Here is a 21,135-nt window from a genome sequence, read left to right as displayed (position 1 = left end):
GCCGTCGATTCGCCGCTGGACGTGGCGGTGGATCCCGGGGTGGATCCGGACGGATCCTCGCCGGCCGATGGTGTAGAGGAGGCCGATGATTTGGTCGACGACGCCACCGACGGTGTCAATGACGATGCCGATGACGCCGATGAGGCCGACGAGGCCGATGAGGCCGATGAGGCCGATGAGGCCGACGACGACGACGCCGACGACGACGACGATGATGAGGCCGACGAGGACGATGACGAGGACGACGAGGACGACGCCGACGAGGACGACGACGACGATGAGGCCGACGAGGACGAGGACGAAGACGCCGACGACTGAATCTCCCTACGCGCCATCCGCCCGGCTGGCGCGAGTGGCCCGCCCCCGCCACCGTCATGCTGCTAGCAATGCCCGCATGGTGGTTGGTGGGGTGGCGCTGGCGGTCATGCTCGACCTGGTCGCCCTCATGGGAGCAGGAACCACCAATGTGGCGGCGACCACCGCCCCCTCAGTGGTTCCCGCTCCCGGGGTGGCCTGGTCCGCCTCGACGAGTCCCCGTTCCGAGGGTGCGCCGATCGTGGTGCGCCGCCGGGTGGTCGTGGAGGGTTCGACACCGACCACCTCCACCCGTACCCGCTCGGTCACCACCACTTCGGGTTCCTGAGCCGGATGGTCTCGCCAGTAGTTGATCTGGCCAGTTGCTCGTTTCGGGCGATGGGGACCGAGGTTCAGGTACTCGTCCTCGATGGGTCCGATCACCACCTGCATTGGGCTCGAGCGGAGGTGGAACGCTGCGAGCAGCGGTGGAGTCGATTCCGGCTCACCTCGGATGTGTCCCAGCTTTCCGAGCGGGCTGGGGATTGGGTGCCGGTGGCGGATGAGACCATCGAACTGCTGCGCGCCGTGGTGCGAGCCCAGGAGGCCACCGCCGGTGCCTTCGACCCCTTACTCGGTGCCCATCTGGCCTCGCTGGGGTACGACCGCACCTTCGACGAGGTGGATGGCAATGGGGCCGGGGCCGAGGTACCGACCGCCATCGCCGCTGGGGTGGGGGCCATCGAGATCCAAGACGCCGCCCACCGGGCTCGTATCCCGAGCGGCACTGTCCTCGACCTGGGTGGTATCGGCAAGGGTTGGACGGCTGATCGGCTGGTGCGGATGCTGTTGGCCAACGGCGCCGCCGGCGCCTGCGCCAACCTCGGCGGCGATCTCGCCGTAGCGGGGGAGGCCCCTGATCCGGCCGGATGGGTGGTGGATGTGGCGCCTGCTGATGGGGCTGTTCCGTCCGGTCTGCTCGCCCTGCGATCCGGTGGTCTGGCTACGTCCACCACGCAACGGCGGCGGTGGCTCGGACCGGCGGGCGACCGTCGTCATCATCTCATCGATCCGCGCTCGGGGTCTCCCTGTGAGGGTCTCCTGGTGGAGGTCACCGTGGTGGCACCGAGCGCGGCATCGGCTGAGGTCCTCACCAAGGTTGCGTTCGTTGCCCCTGATCGGTTCGAAGATGCGCTGCGGGATGCTGCGGCGGCCGCTTTGTGCACCTTGGCCGACGGTACGGTGGTGCCCGGCGGGGATCTTGCACTGTGGCCGACGCTGGCCGATGAGGGGAATGATGCTGGCTGAGTTGGATCCACAGGCCTGGTGGTACGTGGCTCGCGCTGCTGGTTTCGTGGCCTGGGGGTTGGCGGTAGGAGCGGTGCTGCTCGGCTTGGCGCTGGCCACCCGGGCGTTGGGCAGCAACCCGCGGCCGGCCTGGCTGCTTGATCTCCACCGGTTCGTGGGCGGGCTCACCCTGTGTTTTATTGCCCTGCATGTGGGCGGCTTGGTGGGCGACAGTTACGTGCACTTTGGTCTTATCGATGTTCTCGTGCCTTTGGCCTCGCCCTATCAGCGCCTCCCGGTGGCCGCGGGTGTGCTGGCGATGTGGCTCCTGGTGGCGGTGGAAGCAACGAGCCTCATGATGAAGCGGCTCTCGAGGCCAACGTGGCACAAGATCCACCTCAGTAGTTACGCGGCCGCCGCCCTGGCCACCTGGCACGGGTTCACGGCGGGCACGGACTCGGACAATGGTTGGTATATCGGGGCGTCGGTGGCGTCCCTGGCGGCGATGGGATTCTTCCTGGTCTACGGGCTGCTCCTGCCCCGACGACGACCCCCTCGGCGGGCACCTCTCCCGCCCCCGCCGGGGGCCTGAGGGCATCGGGGGCGGGTACTGGCCCCTGGCGGGAGCAGGTGCTTTACGCTGGTGGGCATGCCGCTCACCCCATCCGGACAATCACCGCAGGAAATCGTGGCGGCCCTCACGGGTATGCGGGGCAACGATGCTCGTTGGCAGGACGGTCGCACGTTCGGCATGGTCTACGACGCCGGCCCGGAGGCGCATGCGATGCTCGAGACCGTGGCGGCGATGTTCCTGCACGACAACGCCCTCAACACGATGGCGTTCCCGAGCCTGGCCCGCATCCAGTCGGAGGTGGTGGGCATCACGGCCGATCTCCTGCACGGACCGGAGGCCTCCGGTTTCATGACCTCCGGCGGCACCGAGAGCATTCTGCTGGCCGTGAAGGCCGCGCGCGAGCGGTGCCGTCAGGAGCGGGGCGTCACGGCCCCGGAGATCGTGTTGCCAGTGAGCGCCCACGCCGCCTTCCACAAGGCAGCCCACTACTTCGGACTTACGGTGCGCCGAATTCCGGTCCTAGCCGACTGGCGGGCTGATGTGGTCGCCGCCGCCGAGGTGGTGAACGAGAACACGGTGTTGGTGGTGGGATCGGCACCGCAGTATCCGCAGGGCGTGATCGATCCGATCCCGGAACTGGCGGCCCTGGCGGCCTCGGTGGGGGCCAACTTCCACACGGACGCGTGCATGGGCGGCTTCCTCCTGCCGTTTATGGAGCAATTGGGCATGGAGGTGGCACCCTGGGATTTCCGGGTGGATGGTGTCACCACCATTTCGGCCGACATCCACAAACTTGGGTACGCGCCCAAGGGGGCTTCGGTGATCCTGCATCGCACCAAGGCGTTGCGTAAGCATCAGACGTTCGTCTTCGACGATTGGCTGGGCGGCTTTTACGCCTCGCCGGGTTTGCAGGGCACGCGCTCTGGTTTACCGATGGCCTGCGCCTGGGCGATCTTGCACTATCTCGGGACGGAGGGCTATCAGCGTCTGGCCCAGATCACCATCGACACGCATCAGCGCATGGTGGCCGGCATACGAGACATCCCGGGCCTGGCGGTGCTCGGCGAACCCGAGGCGCATCTCGTGGCGATGGCGATTGCTCCGGGCTATGAAGACGCCCTGGATGTCTTTGCCGTGGGTGATGCTCTGCAGGCCAAAGGTTGGTTCCATGATCGACAGACGCCGCCGGACTCGCTGCACGCCACTGTCAGCGCCGGAAATGCGCCGGTGATCGAGGAGTACCTGGCCGATCTGGCGACTTGTGTGGGGGAGGTTGGGGGTACCCGTCTTGCCGACCGGTCCACCACCTACGCCACCCTCGAATAGCCCCTTGGTGGGTGCCGGCCACGGTGATGGGGGAGCGAGTGGGCCGGGCGTCACCACCCCGGGAGGATCCCGTCGCAGCGGGGATCGGGTGGCGTATCCACCCGCCTGACTGGTGGGTCAGTCGTGGTAAGTTGGGGGGGTGTAGCCGTCGGGCACACGGGTTTTTTCTGGGGGTGTGGCAGTGCCTGAGTCGCCGTTCGAGTTCCAGGGGATCAATCACCTGGCCCTGGTGTGCAAAGACATGGCTCGCACCGTGTCCTTCTACCGGGACGTGCTGGGGCTGCGGTTGATCAAGACGATTGAGTTGCCGATGGGGATGGGGCAGCATTTCTTCTTCGACTGTGGCGGCAACAATACGCTGGCGTTTTTTTGGTTCCCGGATGCGCCGCCCGCTGCACCGGGGGTCGCCGCCCCGGCTTATCGGCCCGACACCGGAGAACTCTTGTCGGCCCACGGTTCGATGAACCATGTGGCCTTCAACGTGCCCGCTGAGGCCATCGAAGGCTACGCCGAGCGCCTGCGGGCGGCCGGGGTGGCCTGCACCGATGTGGCCAACCACGACGACAGCGAGTTTGGCCTCAGCGCGGAAATGCACCCGGGGGTTTTCCTCCGGTCGATCTATTTCCAGGATCCCGATGGCATTCTCCTCGAGTTCGCCTGCTGGGAACGGGCCCTCACGGCCGAAGATGTAGCGCACGAACCGGCCACGGCCGTCGTCGCCGCCACTCACTGATCTGATGCCCCGGCTGCGCCAGGTACCTCGGGCCGAGGTGGAAACGCCACTGATTGCCACCATGTACGGCCTGCTGTTTGGCGACCGGGATCCCGTGGCGGAGCCGGGTACGGAAACCGGCTCCCCAGGAGACTGGTGGACGGCCTTCGCCAACGTGCCCGACGTGTTCGAGCATGCCGTGCAGGGCTTTGGGCTCTATCGGAGCCCCCAGCGGCACCTCGACCCAGTGCTACGCGAACTGGCCCAGGCGCGAGCGGGTTGGGCGGCGCAGAGCCAGTTCGTCTTCTCCCAGCATTGCAAATCATTGCGCGAACTCGGCGTATCCGAGGAGCGCATCGCGGCCGTCGCGCATTGGGCGGCGGCTCACTGCTTCACCCCCGTGGAGCGTTTGGTGTTGGCCTACAGCGACTGCCTTGTCTACGACCTCGGTCGCGTGCCCGATGGCCTGTTCGCGGCCCTGCGGGAGCACTTGGACGACGTTGAGTTGCTCGAACTCACCTACATCACGGCGCTGTACCTTCAGCACGCGGTGATGGCGAGGGCATTGCGCACAGAGTTTGACGACGTCGACGAACGTATCGTGGAGGTGGATCCGCCGGCGGATGCATCCGACGCCGCTCGGCCCGGCGGGAGCGGGTAGCGCAACCCCGGCTACCGCCCGGGTTCGGGGCAGCCCCGTCGCTCCGCGACCGCCAGTGCCGCTAACCCCCCTCGGGGGTTAGGTTCCGAGACGGGTGAGGATGTTGCTGGTGATCTGTTCGATCTGGGGGTCGCGGCCGTCGAGGCCGTGGGCCCAGTCGGTGCTACCGGAGGTAATGGCGACGCCGCCCGCTGCCGATGTGTAGGTGCCGAGGACGGCGTGGCCGTAGGAGATGCGCTCGACGTTGTCTGCGGTGCGGGAGCCGAACAGGCGGGCGGCGATGAACTCCACCTCGGAGGGCTCATGGGGGGCGGGAGGACGCGTGGCGGTGGTGCGGGTGAAGTGGGCGGCCGGCGCCGTGCCGAGGATCTCGAAATCACGAGGCGTGCCGTCGGTCCCAGTGGGGTAAGGCAACCCGTCTCGATACGTGAAGTCACAGCCGTCGCACTCGTAGCCCACCGCGGTGGCCGCCGCCCCGAGCACGTCGCCATAACCGATGCCGGTGTTGGCGAAGATCCAGTGATCCGGGCGGTGCACGGTGTAACCGCCCGCACCGGCGGTGGCCCGCTGGCCGATGCGGTGGTAGCCGCCGCGGGCGAAGCTCACCCCGGTCATGTGGTTCTCGGGCCGTTCGATGAGGTGGTCGGACCAGATAGTGGTGAGTTCGCTCACCCGGTCGGTGCCAAACACCGGGTCCTGTTTGAAGAACCCCTTGTAGCCCACCATTGTCTTGGTTGGACCTTCGGGGGTGGGGTCCTCGTGGCGCACCTGCCAGAACGCCGTGTTGCCGGAGAAAAAGGCGGCGTGTCCACCACTGCTGATGAAGCCCTCCACGGCGTCGCGCATGCCGGAGGACCAATACTCGTCGTGGCCCACGGAGAGGAACAGTGAGTATCCGCTGGCGCGCAACAACCCGGGGTGATCGGCCACGTCGGGGTTGGTGACCACATCGATGGCATGGCCATGCTGCTCGGCCCACGTGATGAACGGCAGTTCCCAATCCGGCCAGCCCGCCGAGCCGGCATAGGGAGAGAGGTGATTCAACGCCAGATACCCCACGTGGGCGGCCATCTGCGGATCGGGGGGCGCGGTGGTGGTGACGCGGCGGCCGAGGCCGGGGGGTTTGTACAGATAGCCCGGGGCCATCGGTCGTTGGAGGGACACTTGGGTGCCGCCCGTGTAGAGGTTGCGGCCACCGAAGTCGTTGTAGGCATGCCAGGTATTGGTGGCCAGGGCGAGCAGGATCGAGGCGGTGGGGGCACCGATGCGAGGCCGCACGACGAAGAACGCGTGGCTGCGGCGCCGCTTCCCGTCGACGGCGATCTCCAGGACTGCCTCGTAGTAGCCCGAGCGCCAGGTCTTGTCGACATTGAGCATGAAAGCGACGGGCCAATCGCAGCCTTGGGCGGCGGCATCGGCGGGGATGGGATGGTCGCCGGCGGGGATGGCCTCATCGGCGAATACCACGGTGCGTTCGCCACCTACCCGGGCCACCTCCACTGACACCGGTCGGGCGCCGGCCGATGAGAGATGAAATCCGATGGCCTCGCCGCCCACCACTGATTGAGGCCAGCAGTACCCCGTCACCGTTTCGAACGCCATGGCGGGGACCCTAACGGGGCCGGGACCACGCGGGTATCGGGCCCGGCGCTTCTAGGCTGGGTGGTATGACCAGACCTCTCAGCCGTGCCGCGTTCCTGGCCGCCTACGACCTAGAGGACTGGCGGGTATTGGGCCAGGCCGTAGAGACATGGTTCGTGGCCCCCACCTTTTCCGCCGCCGGTGCGTTCGTGGCGGTGGTGGCCCGCGAGGCCGACGAAGCGGATCATCACCCTGATGTGGAACTGCGCTACCCCGGCCGCGTTCATGTGTGCATCACCAGCCACGATGCCGGCGGTCTCACCGACCGTGATGGGGGCCTGGCCCGGGCCATCTCCCAACGAGCCGCGGCGGCTGGTCTCACCGCGCAGCCGCAGGCATCGACGCGCGTCGAGGTGGTGATCGGGGCGGTCGACATTGACCGGGTGGTTCCGTTCTGGGCCGCCGTGCTGGGGTATCGGTCCGAAACCGCCGCCGGCTCCGACACCGTCGTCCACACCCTGGTTGACCCGCAGGGAATCGGGCCCGCCCTTCGTTTCGAGGGGCGCGACGCAGCCACCCCAGTGGGATTCGGGCGCCGCCTCAACGTGATCGTGGCGGCCGACGAAATGCCCGGGCGGGTTGCCGCCGGAATGGCCGCCGGGGGCCGGGTCATCCTCGAAATCCCCGCCGACACCGCGTGGGTGCTGGCTGACCCCGAGGGCACCGAGGTTGGTCTTGGGGTTGGATCAGACGAGGAGTAGCGGCGACCTCTCCGGTCAATCCGACTCGAGCTCGGCCTTCATTCGTTCCAGGGTGGTACGCATGCCGTTCCGGTTCGTCCGACCGCGTGCCCATCCCAGCAACCCCCAGTAGAGGCGCATGGCGAGCGTGTCCTTCAGGCGAAACGACTCGGTGACGTCGGTGCCACCGGTGGGGTTCGCCACCAGCGCATAGCGCCAGTTGTTGAGCCCTTTCTCCACGGATTCGCCCACCGTAAAGCCGAAGGCCTGGTCCTGCTCGCATTCGGTGATGACACAGGTGGCCCAGTAGATCGGCCCCTTCTGGTTGCGTTTCACGTGACCGCGAAAACGCACCCCCACCGCCGGCCCGGTGGCCCCGTCGAGCCATTCGGCCTCGAAGGTCTCGGGGCTGTAGCGCCCGATCTTGGTTACGTCGCTGACAAGGGCCCACACCTCCGCCGGCGTGGCTTCAATGGTCATGGTCACGGAATCTTGCATCGGCCGCAGCGTAGTGGCCCGTTAGGGCGACGCAGGGTCTCAGCCTCGAGCCAGGTCAACCAGTAGCGCCCGGGTGGGTGCCGCGTCGGCTGGATCCACCACGAACTCGAGGGCGGAGAAGTCGGTGGCCCCGGCGGCGGCGAAGGCGGCGAGACCGGCACGCACTTCATCTTCGCTGCCGATGAGTGACACATCGGCGGGGCCGCCGGCGCCCTCGGTGTCCATGACCCCGCGATACGACGGCAGGTCGTTGTATCCCTCCAGGAGCGTGGCGACCATCGCCTTCACGTCGTCGGGCTTGGTGGTGACACATACCGGCACACTGGCGACGATGCGAGGCGGCGGTTGTCCGGCCCCGGCGGCGGCAGCATCGAGGGCTGGCTTGATCTGCTCGGCAATGGCTTTGGGGCCGCTCAGCCAAAGGATGGAACCGGCGGTTCGCTCACCGGCGAGCCGCAGCATGCGAGGGCCCATGGCCGCCAGCATCACGCTGGGAGATGCGATCTCGGGGGTGCCGCCGATACCGTCGCTCTCCGCCGACCAGATGTCGCCGGTGAAGGACACCTTGCGATCGGTGAGGGCGGGGAGCAGCACCTGCAGGTACTCGTCCATGTGCTTGGCCGGGTTGGCAAAGGGGATCTTGAGCGTTCCCTCGATGCTCGACTTGTGGGCTAGCCCGATGCCCAGCAGGAGGCGCGACCCGATGGCCTCCTGCACGGTGAGGGCCTGGGCCGCCAGCATGAGCGGATGCCGCGGCCAGGTGGGGATCACGGCGGTGCCGAGTTCTATGGTGCTGGTGGAAGCCCCCATCACCGCGATGGCGGTGAGGGCATCGGGCACCGCGAGTTGCGCCAGCCAATAGGTGGCGAAGCCGTCGGCTTCGGCTTGCGCGGCGTGGTCGACGAGGGCCCCCAGCGGGGCTCCCAGGGCGATAAGGCTGGATCCGTTGATTCCGATCTTCATCCCTGGATCATGCCGCAATCCGGCCCCTGGGGGGGCGGAGGGGGATCGGGGTCAGTACAGCCCGGCCCCGTGGCCGTCACGGACAGGGCTGCTCTAGGTTTCGGGGATGGACTTTGAGATTCCGGCAGAGACCGAATCCACCCTGCGCGCCCTCGATGCCTTTATCGCGGCGGAGATCGCCCCGCTGCAGGCCCAGGATGACAATGAGCGTTTCTTCGATCACCGCCGCGAGTACTCGCGCACAGACTTCGACAACGACGGCGTACCTCGGGCCGAATGGGAGGATCTGCTGGCCGAGATGCGACGTCGGGCCGACGCAGCGGGGTGGCTCCGGCTCGCGCTGCCGGCGGAGTTCGGTGGCCGAGACGCCAGCAATCTCGAGATGGCGATCATTCGCGAGCACCTAGCCCATAAGGGCCTGGGGTTGTTCAACGACCTCCAGAACGAGAGTTCGGTGGTGGGCAACTTCCCTACCGTGTTGATGATGCGCGACTTCGGCACCGAGGCCCAGAAGGCCGAGTGGATGCCGGGTTTCCTGGACGGCACCCGACGGCTGGCCTTTGGCCTTACCGAACCCAACCATGGTTCCGATGCCACCTTCCTTGAGACCACCGCAGTGGCTGACGGCGACGAGTGGGTGCTCAACGGCCACAAGCGCTTCAACTCGGGGTTGCACCACGCCACCCATGACATCATCTTCGCCCGCACGTCGGGCGAAGATGGATCGCCGGTGGGCATCAGCGCGTTCCTCGTGCCCTGCGACGCGTCGGGCTTCTCGGTGGACTACTTCTGGTGGACCTTCAACATGCCCACCGACCATGCCGAGGTGACCATGACCGATGTGCGCGTGGGGGCCGATGCGCTCTTCGGGCGCCTTGATCACGGATTGGAGTTGGCCCAGTCGTTCGTGCACGAGAACCGGATCCGCCAAGCGGCGTCTTCGTTGGGTGCCGCCCAGTACTGCATCGACGAAGCCGTGGCTTATGCCAACGGCCGCACCACCTGGAGCACGGCGCTATCTACCAACCAGGGCATCCAATTTCCCCTGGTCGAACTCCACAGCGAAGCGGCGATGCTGCGCCAACTGATTCGCATGACGGCCTGGCAGATGGATCGGCGCCACCACATGGAACTCACCCATCAGGTGGCGATGTGCAACTACCGAGCCAACCGTTTGGCCTGCGACGCGGCTGACCGGGCCATGCAAACCTGCGGCGGCGTGGGCTACAGCCGCCACATGCCCTTTGAGCACATCTACCGTCACCACCGTCGCTATCGCATCACCGAGGGCTCCGAGGAGATACAGATGCGCAAGGTGGCCCAGCACCTCTTCGGCTTCGGCGGTCGCTCCACCACCGCCACCTGAACCCGGGGCGATACATCCCTTGCGGGGGGCTGTCTCGGGTATCACCGTTCGATGAGAGCCACTCGACCACCTTCCCTGGGGGGTGGGTTCAAGCCAGCACTACTCATGACGTAGGTAGGAATGGGAGGATCTGGTCATGGCCACCTGGACCGCCGCCGACATCCCCGATCAAACCGGGCAAACCATTGTGATCACCGGAGCCAACAGTGGCCTCGGTCTGCGCTCGGCGGAGGCGTTGGCAGGTAAGGGTGCTCGGGTGTTGATGGCCTGCCGCGACGAACGTCGGGCCAAGGCCGCCCTGGAAGCGGTGAAGATCCACGCGACCGGCCCGCCGCCGGAGATACGCAGCCTGGATCTGGCGTCGCTGGCGTCGGTGCGTGCCTGTGCTGCTGGTTTGATCGATGAACTCGGCCACCTCGATGTGATGATGAACAACGCCGGGGTCATGGCCGTACCCCGGGCTACTACCGACGATGGCTTCGAGTTGCAGTTGGCCACCAACCACCTTGGCCACTTTGCTCTCACGGGCCTCCTCCTGCCCGTCTTGCTCGCCGCCCCGGCGCCCCGGGTGATCAGCGTGTCATCCAATGCCCACAAATTTGGGAAGATCCATTTCGAGGACCTGTTCTTCGAGCACCACCGTTACGGGCGTTGGTCGGCCTACTCCCAGTCGAAGCTGGCCAATCTGCTCTTCAGCAGCGAGCTCCAGCGCCAGGCAACGGACCACGACACGGCCCTCCTCGCCGCCGCCGCTCATCCGGGTTATGCCGCCACCAACCTCAGTTCCGGACCCACCCGGGGAGCCGGGTTTCTCAAGCCGCTCACCAGCTTGGGTGACAAGTTGTTGGGGCAGTCGGATCACATGGGGGCACTCCCGCAGCTCTTCGCCGCCACGATGCCCACCGTGATGGCCGACGACTACTGGGGGCCGGACTCCTTCGGCGAAGCCCGCGGGTACCCCACCCGCGTGGGGCGACGCGCCAATGCCCTCGATGCCGCCGCCGCCGGTCGCCTTTGGAACCGCAGCGAAGAACTTACCGGCGTCTTCTACACCTGGTCCTGAACACGCGCCGCCGTCGCCTTCAGGTAATGAAGTCGGCAATGAGATGGGCGAGGTGGAGCGGGTCGTCGCCCTGGACGCTGTGACCGGCTTCAACGACATGCTCGATTCGAGCGGTGGGTTGGCGGCGGCGTAGTTCGGCTTCCGCCTCGTCGTCCACCACTGAACCCGGGCGCATTCCCCGCACCAGCATCAGCGGCACCGCGATCCGACCCAGGGCATCCCAGAGGTCTTCGGCGGGTAGCGACCGCTCCCCTGACGCGGCGGCCTCTGTGAAGCGCCGGTATCGCCACACCCAGGAGCCGTCCTCGCGCGGCATGGCGTTGTGAAGGATGCCCCGGCGGAGGGACGACTCCGACCGGGTGGGGTTGAACTCGATGGTGCGGGCGAGAAGTTCGTCGAAGTCGGCGAAGCTCTCGGGACCGTTGATGAAGGCCATGATGGCTGCCGCGCCCGGTCCTTCGACACGGGGGGTGACGTCTACCAGCACGACCCGGCGGACGAGATCAGGATGGGCATCGGCCACGGCAATGGTGGTGAGCCCACCCAGCGACATGCCCACTACCGCAGTGGCGGATGGGGCGAGGGCGGCGATCACCTGGGCCACGTCCTGGGCGTTGCGGCGCAGGTCGAGGCTCCCTTCGGCGGGGGCATCGGAGTGGCCGTGACCGGGGAGGTCGATGGCCAGCAGGCTACGGCCGAGGGCCAGGGCGACGGTGTCCCACGTGTGGGCATTCTGGGCGCCGCCATGAAGCAGAACCACCTCTGGGGTTGTTTCTCCCCACACCAGTGCACTCAGCTGGCGATCGGGGGCCACCGTGAACCGCTCCCGGCGCACGACCGGCGGCCCGGGATAGGGGAGACCAAACTCCGTGGCGTTCTCCTGAAACAGCCCGAACTCGTCATAGGGGACCATCGTCATGCTGGTGAACGTATCCTCCATTCGTGCCGCAGACCTTGCTCACCGACCCTCGCCGCCCGATCAGGATGATCTGAGCGGTGGGGAACATCACTGCCGCTCGCTTCGAGGGCACGGTGCCGGTGCGCGATGGTCGCAAACTGGGGGTGGCCGAGTTCGGTACTCCTCACGGGCAGACGGTGGTCTGGTTTCACGGCACCCCGGGCGCCCGGCGCCAGATCCCCGAGGAGGCCCGGCGCATCGCCCAATCCCGCAACCTGCGCATCCTCGGGCTTGATCGCCCCGGCGTGGGCTGGTCGCCGGCGCATCGCTATGGCTGCGTCTTCGACTTCGTAGCCGACGTTGAGATGGTGGTGGACCAACTCGGTATCGGAAATTTCTCCGTGGTGGGTCTCTCCGGCGGCGGGCCCTACGCCCTCGCGGTGGCCGCCGGCCTTCCCGATCGCGTTCGCTCGGTGGGGATTCTCGACGGCGTGGTACCCACCGTGGGGCCTGATGCCGTGCCGGGAGGGGTCGTGGGGTTGGCGAAGGCAGTGGCACCGCTCCTGCCGGTGATACGCCGACCCGCCGGCCTGGCGCTGACCGTCTTGATGCGGGCATCGAAGCCGTTCGGATCACGAGGCCTCGACCTCTACGCCGCCTTATCACCGCCGGGGGACCGCGCCGTGCTGGGCCAGGCGGACATCAAAGAGATGTTCCTCGACGACCTCGCCACCAACGGCGGCCACAGCATGCGGGCGATCGTGGACGACGGGATTTTGTTCACGAAAGACTGGGGCTTCGACCCCGGGGTCATCGATGTGCCGGTGTGGTGGTGGCATGGTCGTGACGACAACATCGTGCCCGTCGCCCACGCCGAGCATTTTGTGCCGTCGTTGCGCCACGGCACCCTGTTCGTGCGCGATGGCGAAAGCCACCTCGGCGGGCTGGCGATCGCCGGCGAAGTGCTCGACACCGTGTTGGGTTGGTAACCCACCGGTCCGGTCCGTTCCTGCCCTGTCCTACGCTCTTGGCATGGCCCTGCCGATCCCCGCTCCCCACTGCACCGCGCTGATCACGGGAGCCTCGGCCGGCATTGGCGTGGAGCTGGCCCGGGCACTGGCGCGCCGAGGTCACGGCGTGACCCTGGTGGCCCGTCGCGAAGATCGCCTGCGGATGCTGGCGGAGGAACTGACGGCTTCTACCGGCGTGCGGGCTGAGGTCATCGTTGCTGATGTGTCTGATGACGCGCAGCGCTCGGCGATCGCCACCACGCTGCGCGAACGCGGCCTCCAGGTTCAGGTGCTGGTGAACAACGCCGGTGTATCCACCATGGGGCCGGTGCATCTAAGTGAGCCCCAGAGCGAGATCGCCATGATTCGCCTCGACGTTGAGGCGGTGGCCCACCTCTGCAGTCTGTTCGTGCCTGCCATGGTGGAGCGCGGCACGGGGGCGGTGCTCAACGTGGCCTCCGTAGCCGCCTTTCAGCCGCTGCCCGGCCAGGCCGGGTACGGCGGGTGTAAGGCGTTCGTGTTGTCCTACTCGCAGGCCATGGCCCAGGAACTGCGCCACCAGGGAGTGAGCGTGACCGCAGTGTGTCCCGGCCCGGTGGAAACGGAATTTGCGGTGGCCTCAGGGATGGGGGAGGCCGAGGCGGCGGCGGCAGCAGCGGCCCTGCCATCGTTCATGTGGGTGAGCGCCACCGAGGTGGCGCTCCAAGCCCTAGCCGCGCTGGACAAGGGTCGGGATGTGTTGATTCCGGGGAGGCCAAATCAGCTGGCCGTGGTGGCGACTCGGGCCGTACCCCGTCGCGTGCTGCTGCGGTTGCTGGCCGGCCGTCATCCCGCCCTGAACCGGCCCTAGGCTGGGGGTGTGGAGGATCTCGGCCATCCCATCTGGGATGCAGACAACCATTACTACGAGGCTCTCGATGCCTTCACCCGGCATCTCGATCCCGCGCTCGGGCCGCGCGCGGTGCAGTGGGCCACGATCGACGGCCGGCAGTATCACGTGCTCGGGGGCAAGGTCAGCCGTGCGGTGACCAACGCCACGTTCGACCCGATCTCCAAGCCCGGGTGCCTGAGCGAGTTCTTCCGGGGCAACCCCAAGGGCGCCAACCCGATCGAGTTGCTACACGACCACGAACCGATCCGCGCCGAGTACCGCTCCGCGTCGGCGCGCCTCGCCGTGCTCGATGAGCAGGGCCTTGAGGGATGTTTCTTGTTTCCCACCTTGGGCATGATCTACGAGGAACCGCTCAAGGACGATCCCTTCGCCGTCTGTGCCACCTTCCGGGCCTTCAACCGATGGCTCGCCGAGGACTGGCCGTTCGATTACCACGGGCGCATCCTCACCGCCCCCTACCTCACGCTGGCTGATGACCAATGGGCGGTGGAGGAACTTGAGTGGGCCCTTGACCAGGGTGCTCGGATCATCGTGATGCGAGCGGCGGCTCCCACCACCGTCACCGGAGAGCGCAGTCCGTTTCATGCGGCCTACGACCCGTTCTGGGCCCGGGTCAACGAAGCGGGCATCACCGTGGTGGTGCACGCCGGCGACACTGGCCGGTCATCGAACGGCTTTGCTCGCGACGGGTTCGCGGCCAACTTCAGCCAGGGAGATTTCCGGCCCACCATCAAGAGTTTCCACATCGAAGACGCCGTCCACGACTTTCTCCTGTCGATGACCCTGGCCCGTCACTTCGTGAAGTTCCCGAACCTGCGGGTGGCTTCCATCGAGAACGGTGCCGAGTTTCTGCCCGATCTGTTCCGAAAGTTGCGCTCGCAGGACAAGAAGCTTCCCGGCTATTTCAAGGAGGACCCGGTGGAGCAGTTCCGCCGGCATGTGTGGGTGAATCCGTTCTGGGAGGACGATCTGGAGACGCTGGTGGCCCTCATGGGCGCCGACCGGGTGATCTTTGGTTCAGACTGGCCCCACATCGAAGCCCTTCCCCACCCCCTTGATTACGTGGCGGATACCCAGCCGCTCTCCCCCGAGGATCGGCGATCCGTGCTGCACCGAAATGCCGTCGACTTGGCGACCCCCCGCCCGCTCTGAAGGTTCCCAGGGTCTGAAATTCTGGCATTGGGGGTGGAAAGGCGTATCCTTACCACTGAGCCGGTGGCGCTACCTCAGGGCCACCAACTCTTCTCTGCATGACAGACCGCACACGTGCTCTCGAGGCCGCGGCGTGGGCTGCAGCGGAGGGCACCGCCACCGCCGATCAGCGGACGTTGCTCGAAGCCGACCCCGTCGCTTGGCGCTTTCTCCTCGAGCGACTGATGGACGAGACCGAGGATGCTCTCGACTCCGTCAGTGGCCTCGGGGGTCCCGAACGCGCCCAAGTGGTGGGGGACTTCGAGGCCGAACTCGATCGCCTGGAAGCGGCCTACGATCTGATCACCCGCTCGGTCTCTACCGGGTCTGGGGTGCTCATTCCCACCGCTGACCCCACCGGCGAAGTGCGCCTGCAGGCTTCCTGGGAGGGCGGTTCCATCATCATCTGGGCCGGCGGCCCCGATGTGGTGGCGCACCGCAACGCAGAGCTGGCCGATCGCCTCGAGGCCCTCGGTGGCCCCAAACTGGGGTGGGCTCCCCACGCCGATGTTTCGCTACCCAACGGGCTGCGGGCGGCGGCGCTGTCTATCCCGGTGGAAGAAGCGCTCGGCTGGCTCGTGGTCGCGGTAGGCGGGGGCAACGCGCAGGACGACGGGGTGGGCGCCAGTGTGCGGTGGCTAGGTCGGGTGGCGGTGGCGGCGGTGCGATTGGTGGCGCGAGGGGATTTGGTTCCGAGCCTGCGTACCCAGCGGCATCCCGATGGGAAGGCGATGGACCTCAACGTGCGGTGGTCACCGGCCCGGATCGATGATGCAGAAGTGTCCCGCCTGGCGGCCGCGATGCCCGGCCCGGTGGCGGTGCTGAGCCGCAAGGAGCCACGGGTGGTCACCATTGAGGTCATCGGGGAGGTGGTGGATGCCATTGCCCGAGAGGCGGCCGAAAAGTTGGAGCGGCCGGCCACCCCGCCGATCATTCGTAACGCTGCTGATGTGGGCGAGGCCTTTATCGCCCGGCTCGACGGATCGCCCTTCACCGCCCCGATCCCGGCGGGCGCGGAAGTATCCAAGCGCCTCGACAGTTGGATCAGTGGCGTGGCGGGAGTGGCCAAGACCACCTTGGTGGTGCAACTCGACCCGCCCGACAAGGGCGACGCTTGGTTCCTGCAGGTGCTCGGCCGCGGTGCCGAAGGCGGCTTACTCCCAGTTGAGCAGGCCCTCACCGACAGCAAGAAAACACGACACCTCGCCGATGAGATGGAGCGTCTGGAACGCCTCTATGACACCCTGCGCCGGGCCGGTGGCCTGCGGCGCGGTCAGGTGTATCTCAGCCAGGACGAAGCCTGGGAACTCATGACGACGATCGGTCCCACGCTGGCGGTCGCGGGATTTGATGTGCGCGTCCCCGCCTTGTCCCGCCGTAAGCCGCGCGCGGGTTTGCGGCTCTTTGTGGAGCCTGCCGGCGAGCCGGTAGTAGGAGCGCATCAGCTCAGTGATGTGCGCTGGTCGGCCGTGTTCGGCGATGTTGAACTGTCGGCGGCGGACATTGCTCGATTGGCGGCCGAGGCCCGGCCGCTGGTGCAGTCGCACGGACGTTGGGTGGAACTCGACGGGGTCGATTTGAAGGAAGCAGCCGCTGCGTTGGCGGAGCGGGCTTCGTCGACGCAGATGACGGGCGCGGAGATCCTCCGTCACGTTGTGGGACTGGAGGGAACGCCCTTTGGTGCCGGGGTACGGGTGGAGGGTTCCGGTTGGGCCACCGACCTGCTCGAAAAGGCCTCGTCGGCCCCCGCCGCGCCCGTGACCAAGCCAGAGGGGTTCCACGGCGAATTGCGCTCCTACCAAGCCGAGGCATTGGGCTGGCTCGACTTTCTCGACGCAGTAGAACTAGGCGGATGCCTGGCCCTGGACATGGGGCTGGGCAAGACCCCTACGGTGCTTGCCCACCTCCGGCGCACGATGGGCCAGGGCCCGTCGCTGGTGATCGCGCCACCGGCGGTGGTGGGCAACTGGGCCGCCGAGGCCGCCCGCTTCGTGCCCGATTTGAAGGTGGTGGTTCATCACGGCGCCTCGCGAGCATCGGCGGAGCAACTGGCGGCTGAAGTGGCCGACGCCGATGTGGTGATCACCACCTACGGAACTGCGGTACGCGACGTCGAGGCGCTCGAACAGCGCACGTGGGATCGGGTGGTCCTGGATGAGGCGCAGGCCATCAAAAACCACACGAACGAAACGGCCCAGCAACTACGGCGGATTCCCGCCCGCACCCGCCTCGCCCTCACGGGCACCCCGATCGAAAACGGCCTAGGTGACCTCTGGTCGATTCTCGATTTTACCAACCCGGGCCTGGTGGGTGCTCGACCCAGTTTCATCGCGCAGTTGTCGGGTGAAGGTGAGCAGGCGCTGCGGGCGCTCAACGGCATCCTGGTGTTTCGTCGTACCAAGACCGAGCCAGCCGTGGCGGCGGAGTTGCCCGATCGCATCGACGAACTCGACCATTGCACCATGACCGCCGAGCAGATTGGTTTGTACCAGGCGGTGCTCGATGGCCTGGTCACCCAGGCCGAAGGAGCTGAGCGCGAGGTGAAGCAGGGGGCGATCTTGGCCGCCATCACGGCGCTGAAGCAGATCTGCAATCATCCGTGGAACTATCAACAAGACGATGGCCCGTTGGCGGGCCGTTCCGGGAAACTCAACCGCCTTGAGGAAGTGGTGGAGCAGGTATTCGAGGCCAACGAGCGAATCCTCATCTTCACCCAGTTCGCCACCTGGGGCGTGCGCCTGGCCGAGCACCTCAGCGACGTGTCGGGGAAGGCGATCCGGTGTTATCACGGAGGGCTCGCCCGGGGAGCCCGGGACACGATGATCAAGGAATTCCAGGACGGTGAAGGGGCGGGAGCCATTGTCTTGTCACTCAAGGCTGGCGGCACCGGCCTCAACCTCACCGCCGCCAACCATGTGGTGCTCTACGACCGCTGGTGGAACCCGGCGGTGGAGGATCAGGCCCGGGACCGGGCATGGCGCATCGGCCAAACGCGTACCGTGCTGTCGCATCGTCTGGTGTGTCCCGGCACCGTGGACGAACGGGTGGAGGAGGTGGTGGGTGGCAAACGTCGTATCGCCGACCTGGTATTGCCCAAGAGCAGCTCGCTCGCCGACCTCGACGCCGAACAGTTGCGCACCGCGCTGGGCTTGCGGCCCGATCAACTGTTGGCGGCGGACGACCTCTGATGGCCCAACCGAGGAAACGCAGCCCATCGCGTAAGCGCAGTGGTCAGAAAGCCAAGCCGGTGGACCTGTGGCGGCCGGTCCCACCGGTGCCGGAAATTGAGCCCATCGTGCGCACCACGGATCCCACCGCGCTCATGCGCTCGATCGGTTCCCCGCCGCTACGCGGCCGATCCGACATGGCCGAGGCGCACATGTGGGCCGTAGCCGAGAAGGCATCGCGTTTGGCTGAAGCGTTGGCGGCCGCCGCCGGGTTACTGGCGGAGCCCGACATCGACGTCGACTGACCCCCGGAACAGGGCGGGCCGCACCCGTTTCTCATCCGGTGGGTGGCCGATCAGCCGGTGGGCGTGACAGGAGCGAGCCGAAGCCGTGCGCTAAGCACTCGTCATGGGATCCAGTGATGTCCTTACCCCGACGTTTCTTTCCGAGGCCTTGGGAACCCCGGTGGCCTCTATCGAGATGGAGGCGGTGGGAACCGGCCAGGTGGCCTCGAGTATTCGGGTCACCCTCACGTATTCCCCCGGCGGCGGTGGGCCGGCCACCATCGTGGCCAAGTTGCCCAGCGATGACGAGACGAGTCGGAACACCAGCCGGGCCCTGCGTAGCTACCTCATTGAGACCAGTTTCTACCGTGATCTCGCCCCCCACCTCCCGGTCCGCGCTCCGGGCTGTTTCCATGTGTCCCACGACCCGCTCAGCGACGACTTCGTCTTGCTCCTCGAAGACCTCGCCCCCGCCGAGCAGGGCGACCAGATCGCCGGCTGCTCGCCGTCGGTGGCGGCGATCGCCGTGGAGCACTTGCCGAGTTTGCACGGTCCCCGCTGGGGCGATCCATCGCTGAAGGACCTGGCCTGGCTGGCCCGGTCCACCCCCGACACCGCCGCCTTTACGTCGATGCTGGTGCTCTCGCTGCTGGATCTCTTCGAACAGCGGTATTCCGATCGGATCGACGATGACATCCTGGCTCTGGCCCGCCGGGCCATTCCGGCCCTGGCCGAGGTGGCCTCGGCGGACCCCGCCGCCTGGACGCTGCAACACGGCGACTACCGCCTCGACAACCTGCTCTTCGCCACGGCAACGGGGGGCCCAGCCATCGCGGTGGTGGATTGGCAGACCGTGGTGCACGGTAACGGGGTGATGGACCTCAGTTACTTCATCGGGGCCGGGCTGACCACCGAGGATCGCCGCCACCACGAGAAGGATCTCGTGCGCTTGTACCAGGCGGGCATGGCGGCACACGGGGTGGAATTGGATTGGGACAACCTGTGGCGTGACTACCGCCGCTTCACCATGGCGGGCTTGTCGATGGCGATCGGGGCTTCGGGTCTGGTGGGCCAGACCGACCGTGGCGATGACATGTTCGTGGCCATGGCCCAGCGCCACGGCCGCCATGCCCTTGATCTCGAGATCGAATCGGTGCTCGCCCCACCGTCGTGAACAGTGCGGGGAGGGCTAGACGAGGAGTTTGCGGCGGAACAATTCGAGCACTTCATCGAGGGTCTGGCGGGTGCGGGTCCCGACCTCGTCGATGAGATGTTCGGTGAGCACAGAATGAGGCTTGGTGACGGCCTCCGGATTGGCATCGGCATCGCTCAATTCCACGGCCACGAAGGCATCGCCGAGTTGCTCGCGAAGAAAGGCAAACCGCTCGTCGGGCACAAAGCGGTCGCTGGCAAAGCGCAGGCCCAACACTTCGAGCCCGTCGTTGGCGCACCGGTGTTTCACCTGGTCGAGGTCGGCGCTGGAAATGTCGATGGTGTGCTGGCGTTTCTTTCCGATGCTCATGGGCATCGAGGGCTGCGAGAGGACCGGGACCAGCATCCGGTCGTCCACCGCCATGGCCAGAGCAAAGCCACCGGTAAAACACATGCCCACCGCCCCTACTCCGGGGCCCCCGCACCGCTCGTGCTCGACGGCGGCTAGTGCCCGGAGCCAAGCCACCACTGGGGAGGTACGGCCCAGGGCGAACGTGGCGAACTCGCGGCTGATGCAGGCCGGGACGATCGAGGACAGCATGTAGCGGACGGCCCCGAATGTTCCGGCCGACTCCGGGTTCGGGTCGCGCCCCGGCACGCCAAAGAGGTGCGGCATAACCGCCGTGCACCCGATGTCGGAGATCCGGCGGGCCAGGTCGGCGACCTTGGGCGAGATCCCCGGCATCTCGGAGATCACGATCACTGCCGGGCCTGTTCCGCGGCGGAATACGGTGCGCTCCTTGCCGTCGTGACCGAAGGAGATGCGCTCGAAGTCATGAAGGTCGTCATCAGCCATGCCGGGAAACCTAGTGCTCAGCCGATGGTGCCGGGTGAGGGCTAGGGGGCGAGGCGGCGGCGGAGTTCCACATGCACCGCCGTGCCCACGAGCGCCTCGATCTCAGCGCCCAGCGAGTCGAGCACCCTGTGCTCACCCCCGTAGGCGCGCTCGCCCTCGGTGCAGCACCACGCCATGGGCTCGCCGTCTTCGCCCCAGTCGGCGCGAGTCCAACGCCGGACCGTGGCCACTTCGGTGTCGTGGGGGCCCGGTTCCCAGTCCACCTTGATCGGCAACTGCCAGCACACCGACGGTTTCCAATCGATGGGCGATTCGTCGGCGTCGATGGCGGCGAGGTGCAACGCACACCCGGCCCCCCCGGCGAAGCCAGGATGGTTGAGGAAGATGCAGGCGCCGTCTACGACGGCGGTGGCGGTGTGGCTGGCATCGGTAAAGACGCCGTCCTGGGCGGCGATGGCGTGGTGCTGAAATCGTTCCGGATCGAGGGTGGCACCGAGCGCTGAAATCATGCGGGCTTCATCGTCGCCGTCGAGTTGGGCGCCCACCGAGCAACAGCCTTGGCCGAGGTGCTCACTCGGCTCCGCCCGGATCCCGAGGCATCCGGTTCCAAAAAGGCACGT

Annotated in this window: 21 protein-coding genes; 15 read left to right on the top strand and 6 right to left on the bottom strand. The window is 66.9% G+C overall.

Annotated elements, in window-relative coordinates:
- The first annotated feature begins 394 nt into the window (after positions 1-394).
- From EXQ71_12330 to EXQ71_12305, 6 genes are all read left to right on the top strand, one after another.
- Positions 395-643 carry a hypothetical protein gene (locus tag EXQ71_12330; protein ID MSO88283.1) on the top strand — a complete coding sequence of 83 codons (249 nt, stop codon included), beginning with the start codon at positions 395-397 and terminating at the stop codon, positions 641-643.
- 5 nt (positions 644-648) lie between these two features.
- The gene (locus EXQ71_12325; GenBank protein ID MSO88282.1) at positions 649-1,602 is read left to right on the top strand and encodes an FAD:protein FMN transferase; all 954 of its coding nucleotides are present in this window, start codon (positions 649-651) and stop codon (positions 1,600-1,602) included.
- On the top strand, positions 1,463-2,173 hold the full coding sequence (locus tag EXQ71_12320) for a hypothetical protein (GenBank protein ID MSO88281.1): 711 nt from the start codon (positions 1,463-1,465) through the stop codon (positions 2,171-2,173). Before EXQ71_12325 ends, EXQ71_12320 begins: the two co-directional genes overlap by 140 nt.
- 57 nt (positions 2,174-2,230) lie before the next feature.
- Positions 2,231-3,481 carry an aspartate aminotransferase family protein gene (locus tag EXQ71_12315; protein MSO88280.1) on the top strand — a complete coding sequence of 417 codons (1,251 nt, stop codon included), beginning with the start codon at positions 2,231-2,233 and terminating at the stop codon, positions 3,479-3,481.
- A 175-nt stretch (positions 3,482-3,656) separates the two neighbouring features.
- Complete coding sequence (locus EXQ71_12310; GenBank protein MSO88279.1) at positions 3,657-4,214, top strand: VOC family protein; 558 nt, start codon at positions 3,657-3,659, stop codon at positions 4,212-4,214.
- Positions 4,215-4,218: 4 nt separating this feature from the next.
- Positions 4,219-4,854: a carboxymuconolactone decarboxylase family protein gene (locus EXQ71_12305; protein ID MSO88278.1), complete on the top strand. Its 636-nt coding sequence runs from the start codon at positions 4,219-4,221 to the stop codon at positions 4,852-4,854.
- 78 nt (positions 4,855-4,932) lie between these two features.
- Here EXQ71_12305 and EXQ71_12300 read toward each other — a convergent pair whose 3' ends face one another.
- On the bottom strand, positions 4,933-6,456 hold the full coding sequence (locus tag EXQ71_12300; protein ID MSO88277.1) for a hypothetical protein: 1,524 nt from the start codon (positions 6,454-6,456) through the stop codon (positions 4,933-4,935).
- 65 nt (positions 6,457-6,521) lie between these two features.
- Between EXQ71_12300 and EXQ71_12295 the strand changes: the two genes are divergently transcribed.
- A complete protein-coding gene (locus EXQ71_12295) occupies positions 6,522-7,196 on the top strand; it encodes a pterin-4-alpha-carbinolamine dehydratase (GenBank protein MSO88276.1) in 675 nt (224 codons plus the stop codon).
- 15 nt (positions 7,197-7,211) lie between these two features.
- Here the strand turns inward: EXQ71_12295 and EXQ71_12290 are convergent, their stop codons facing one another.
- Entirely contained in the window at positions 7,212-7,673 is a 462-nt protein-coding gene (locus tag EXQ71_12290) for an SRPBCC family protein (protein MSO88275.1), read from the bottom strand.
- Positions 7,674-7,712: 39 nt separating this feature from the next.
- Positions 7,713-8,636, bottom strand: a complete 924-nt coding sequence (locus tag EXQ71_12285) for a TIGR03564 family F420-dependent LLM class oxidoreductase (protein MSO88274.1) — start codon at positions 8,634-8,636, stop codon at positions 7,713-7,715.
- A 106-nt stretch (positions 8,637-8,742) separates the two neighbouring features.
- On the opposite strand from EXQ71_12285, the gene EXQ71_12280 reads away from it, so the two are divergent.
- Positions 8,743-10,002, top strand: a complete 1,260-nt coding sequence (locus tag EXQ71_12280) for an acyl-CoA dehydrogenase family protein (GenBank protein ID MSO88273.1) — start codon at positions 8,743-8,745, stop codon at positions 10,000-10,002.
- 136 nt (positions 10,003-10,138) lie between these two features.
- On the top strand, positions 10,139-11,065 hold the full coding sequence (locus tag EXQ71_12275; GenBank protein MSO88272.1) for an SDR family NAD(P)-dependent oxidoreductase: 927 nt from the start codon (positions 10,139-10,141) through the stop codon (positions 11,063-11,065).
- A 19-nt stretch (positions 11,066-11,084) separates the two neighbouring features.
- Here EXQ71_12275 and EXQ71_12270 read toward each other — a convergent pair whose 3' ends face one another.
- Entirely contained in the window at positions 11,085-11,984 is a 900-nt protein-coding gene (locus EXQ71_12270) for an alpha/beta hydrolase (protein ID MSO88271.1), read from the bottom strand.
- 77 nt (positions 11,985-12,061) lie between these two features.
- Between EXQ71_12270 and EXQ71_12265 the strand changes: the two genes are divergently transcribed.
- The 6 genes from EXQ71_12265 to EXQ71_12240 all read left to right on the top strand — a co-directional run bounded on the left by EXQ71_12265 (position 12,062) and on the right by EXQ71_12240 (position 19,681).
- Positions 12,062-12,952: an alpha/beta hydrolase gene (locus tag EXQ71_12265; protein MSO88270.1), complete on the top strand. Its 891-nt coding sequence runs from the start codon at positions 12,062-12,064 to the stop codon at positions 12,950-12,952.
- A 43-nt stretch (positions 12,953-12,995) separates the two neighbouring features.
- Positions 12,996-13,823, top strand: coding sequence for an SDR family oxidoreductase (locus EXQ71_12260; GenBank protein ID MSO88269.1), 828 nt, complete (start codon positions 12,996-12,998; stop codon positions 13,821-13,823).
- Positions 13,824-13,832: 9 nt separating this feature from the next.
- Complete coding sequence (locus EXQ71_12255; GenBank protein ID MSO88268.1) at positions 13,833-15,017, top strand: amidohydrolase; 1,185 nt, start codon at positions 13,833-13,835, stop codon at positions 15,015-15,017.
- Positions 15,018-15,115: 98 nt separating this feature from the next.
- Complete coding sequence (locus tag EXQ71_12250; protein MSO88267.1) at positions 15,116-18,244, top strand: DEAD/DEAH box helicase; 3,129 nt, start codon at positions 15,116-15,118, stop codon at positions 18,242-18,244.
- Complete coding sequence (locus EXQ71_12245) at positions 18,244-18,528, top strand: hypothetical protein (protein MSO88266.1); 285 nt, start codon at positions 18,244-18,246, stop codon at positions 18,526-18,528. Before EXQ71_12250 ends, EXQ71_12245 begins: the two co-directional genes overlap by 1 nt.
- Positions 18,529-18,631: 103 nt before the next feature.
- The gene (locus EXQ71_12240) at positions 18,632-19,681 is read left to right on the top strand and encodes a DUF1679 domain-containing protein (protein MSO88265.1); all 1,050 of its coding nucleotides are present in this window, start codon (positions 18,632-18,634) and stop codon (positions 19,679-19,681) included.
- 15 nt (positions 19,682-19,696) lie between these two features.
- Here EXQ71_12240 and EXQ71_12235 read toward each other — a convergent pair whose 3' ends face one another.
- Both EXQ71_12235 and EXQ71_12230 read right to left on the bottom strand, forming a co-directional pair.
- The gene (locus EXQ71_12235; protein MSO88264.1) at positions 19,697-20,515 is read right to left on the bottom strand and encodes a dienelactone hydrolase; all 819 of its coding nucleotides are present in this window, start codon (positions 20,513-20,515) and stop codon (positions 19,697-19,699) included.
- A gap of 41 nt (positions 20,516-20,556) precedes the next feature.
- The gene (locus EXQ71_12230) at positions 20,557-21,060 is read right to left on the bottom strand and encodes a hypothetical protein (GenBank protein ID MSO88263.1); all 504 of its coding nucleotides are present in this window, start codon (positions 21,058-21,060) and stop codon (positions 20,557-20,559) included.
- Between the last annotated feature and the right edge of the window lie 75 nt (positions 21,061-21,135).

The sequence above is a fragment of the Acidimicrobiia bacterium genome (genome assembly GCA_009694375.1).
GTDB lineage: Bacteria > Actinomycetota > Acidimicrobiia > Acidimicrobiales > VFJN01 > VFJN01.
This window is presented reverse-complemented; position numbering and strand designations above follow the sequence as displayed.

Bases quoted from the DNA above. Each gene is read 5' to 3' on its own strand.
- EXQ71_12300 (MSO88277.1), bottom strand. From the start codon at position 6,456: ATGGCGTTCGAAACGGTGACGGGGTACTGCTGGCCTCAATCAGTGGTG.
- EXQ71_12285 (MSO88274.1), bottom strand. From the start codon at position 8,636: ATGAAGATCGGAATCAACGGATCCAGCCTTATCGCCCTGGGAGCCCCG.
- EXQ71_12330 (MSO88283.1), top strand. From the start codon at position 395: ATGGTGGTTGGTGGGGTGGCGCTGGCGGTCATGCTCGACCTGGTCGCC.
- EXQ71_12325 (MSO88282.1), top strand. From the start codon at position 649: ATGGTCTCGCCAGTAGTTGATCTGGCCAGTTGCTCGTTTCGGGCGATG.
- EXQ71_12260 (MSO88269.1), top strand. From the start codon at position 12,996: ATGGCCCTGCCGATCCCCGCTCCCCACTGCACCGCGCTGATCACGGGA.
- EXQ71_12305 (MSO88278.1), top strand. From the start codon at position 4,219: ATGCCCCGGCTGCGCCAGGTACCTCGGGCCGAGGTGGAAACGCCACTG.
- EXQ71_12250 (MSO88267.1), top strand. From the start codon at position 15,116: ATGACAGACCGCACACGTGCTCTCGAGGCCGCGGCGTGGGCTGCAGCG.
- EXQ71_12295 (MSO88276.1), top strand. From the start codon at position 6,522: ATGACCAGACCTCTCAGCCGTGCCGCGTTCCTGGCCGCCTACGACCTA.
- EXQ71_12315 (MSO88280.1), top strand. From the start codon at position 2,231: ATGCCGCTCACCCCATCCGGACAATCACCGCAGGAAATCGTGGCGGCC.
- EXQ71_12280 (MSO88273.1), top strand. From the start codon at position 8,743: ATGGACTTTGAGATTCCGGCAGAGACCGAATCCACCCTGCGCGCCCTC.
- EXQ71_12235 (MSO88264.1), bottom strand. From the start codon at position 20,515: ATGGCTGATGACGACCTTCATGACTTCGAGCGCATCTCCTTCGGTCAC.
- EXQ71_12290 (MSO88275.1), bottom strand. From the start codon at position 7,673: ATGCAAGATTCCGTGACCATGACCATTGAAGCCACGCCGGCGGAGGTG.
- EXQ71_12275 (MSO88272.1), top strand. From the start codon at position 10,139: ATGGCCACCTGGACCGCCGCCGACATCCCCGATCAAACCGGGCAAACC.
- EXQ71_12270 (MSO88271.1), bottom strand. From the start codon at position 11,984: ATGACGATGGTCCCCTATGACGAGTTCGGGCTGTTTCAGGAGAACGCC.
- EXQ71_12245 (MSO88266.1), top strand. From the start codon at position 18,244: ATGGCCCAACCGAGGAAACGCAGCCCATCGCGTAAGCGCAGTGGTCAG.
- EXQ71_12240 (MSO88265.1), top strand. From the start codon at position 18,632: ATGGGATCCAGTGATGTCCTTACCCCGACGTTTCTTTCCGAGGCCTTG.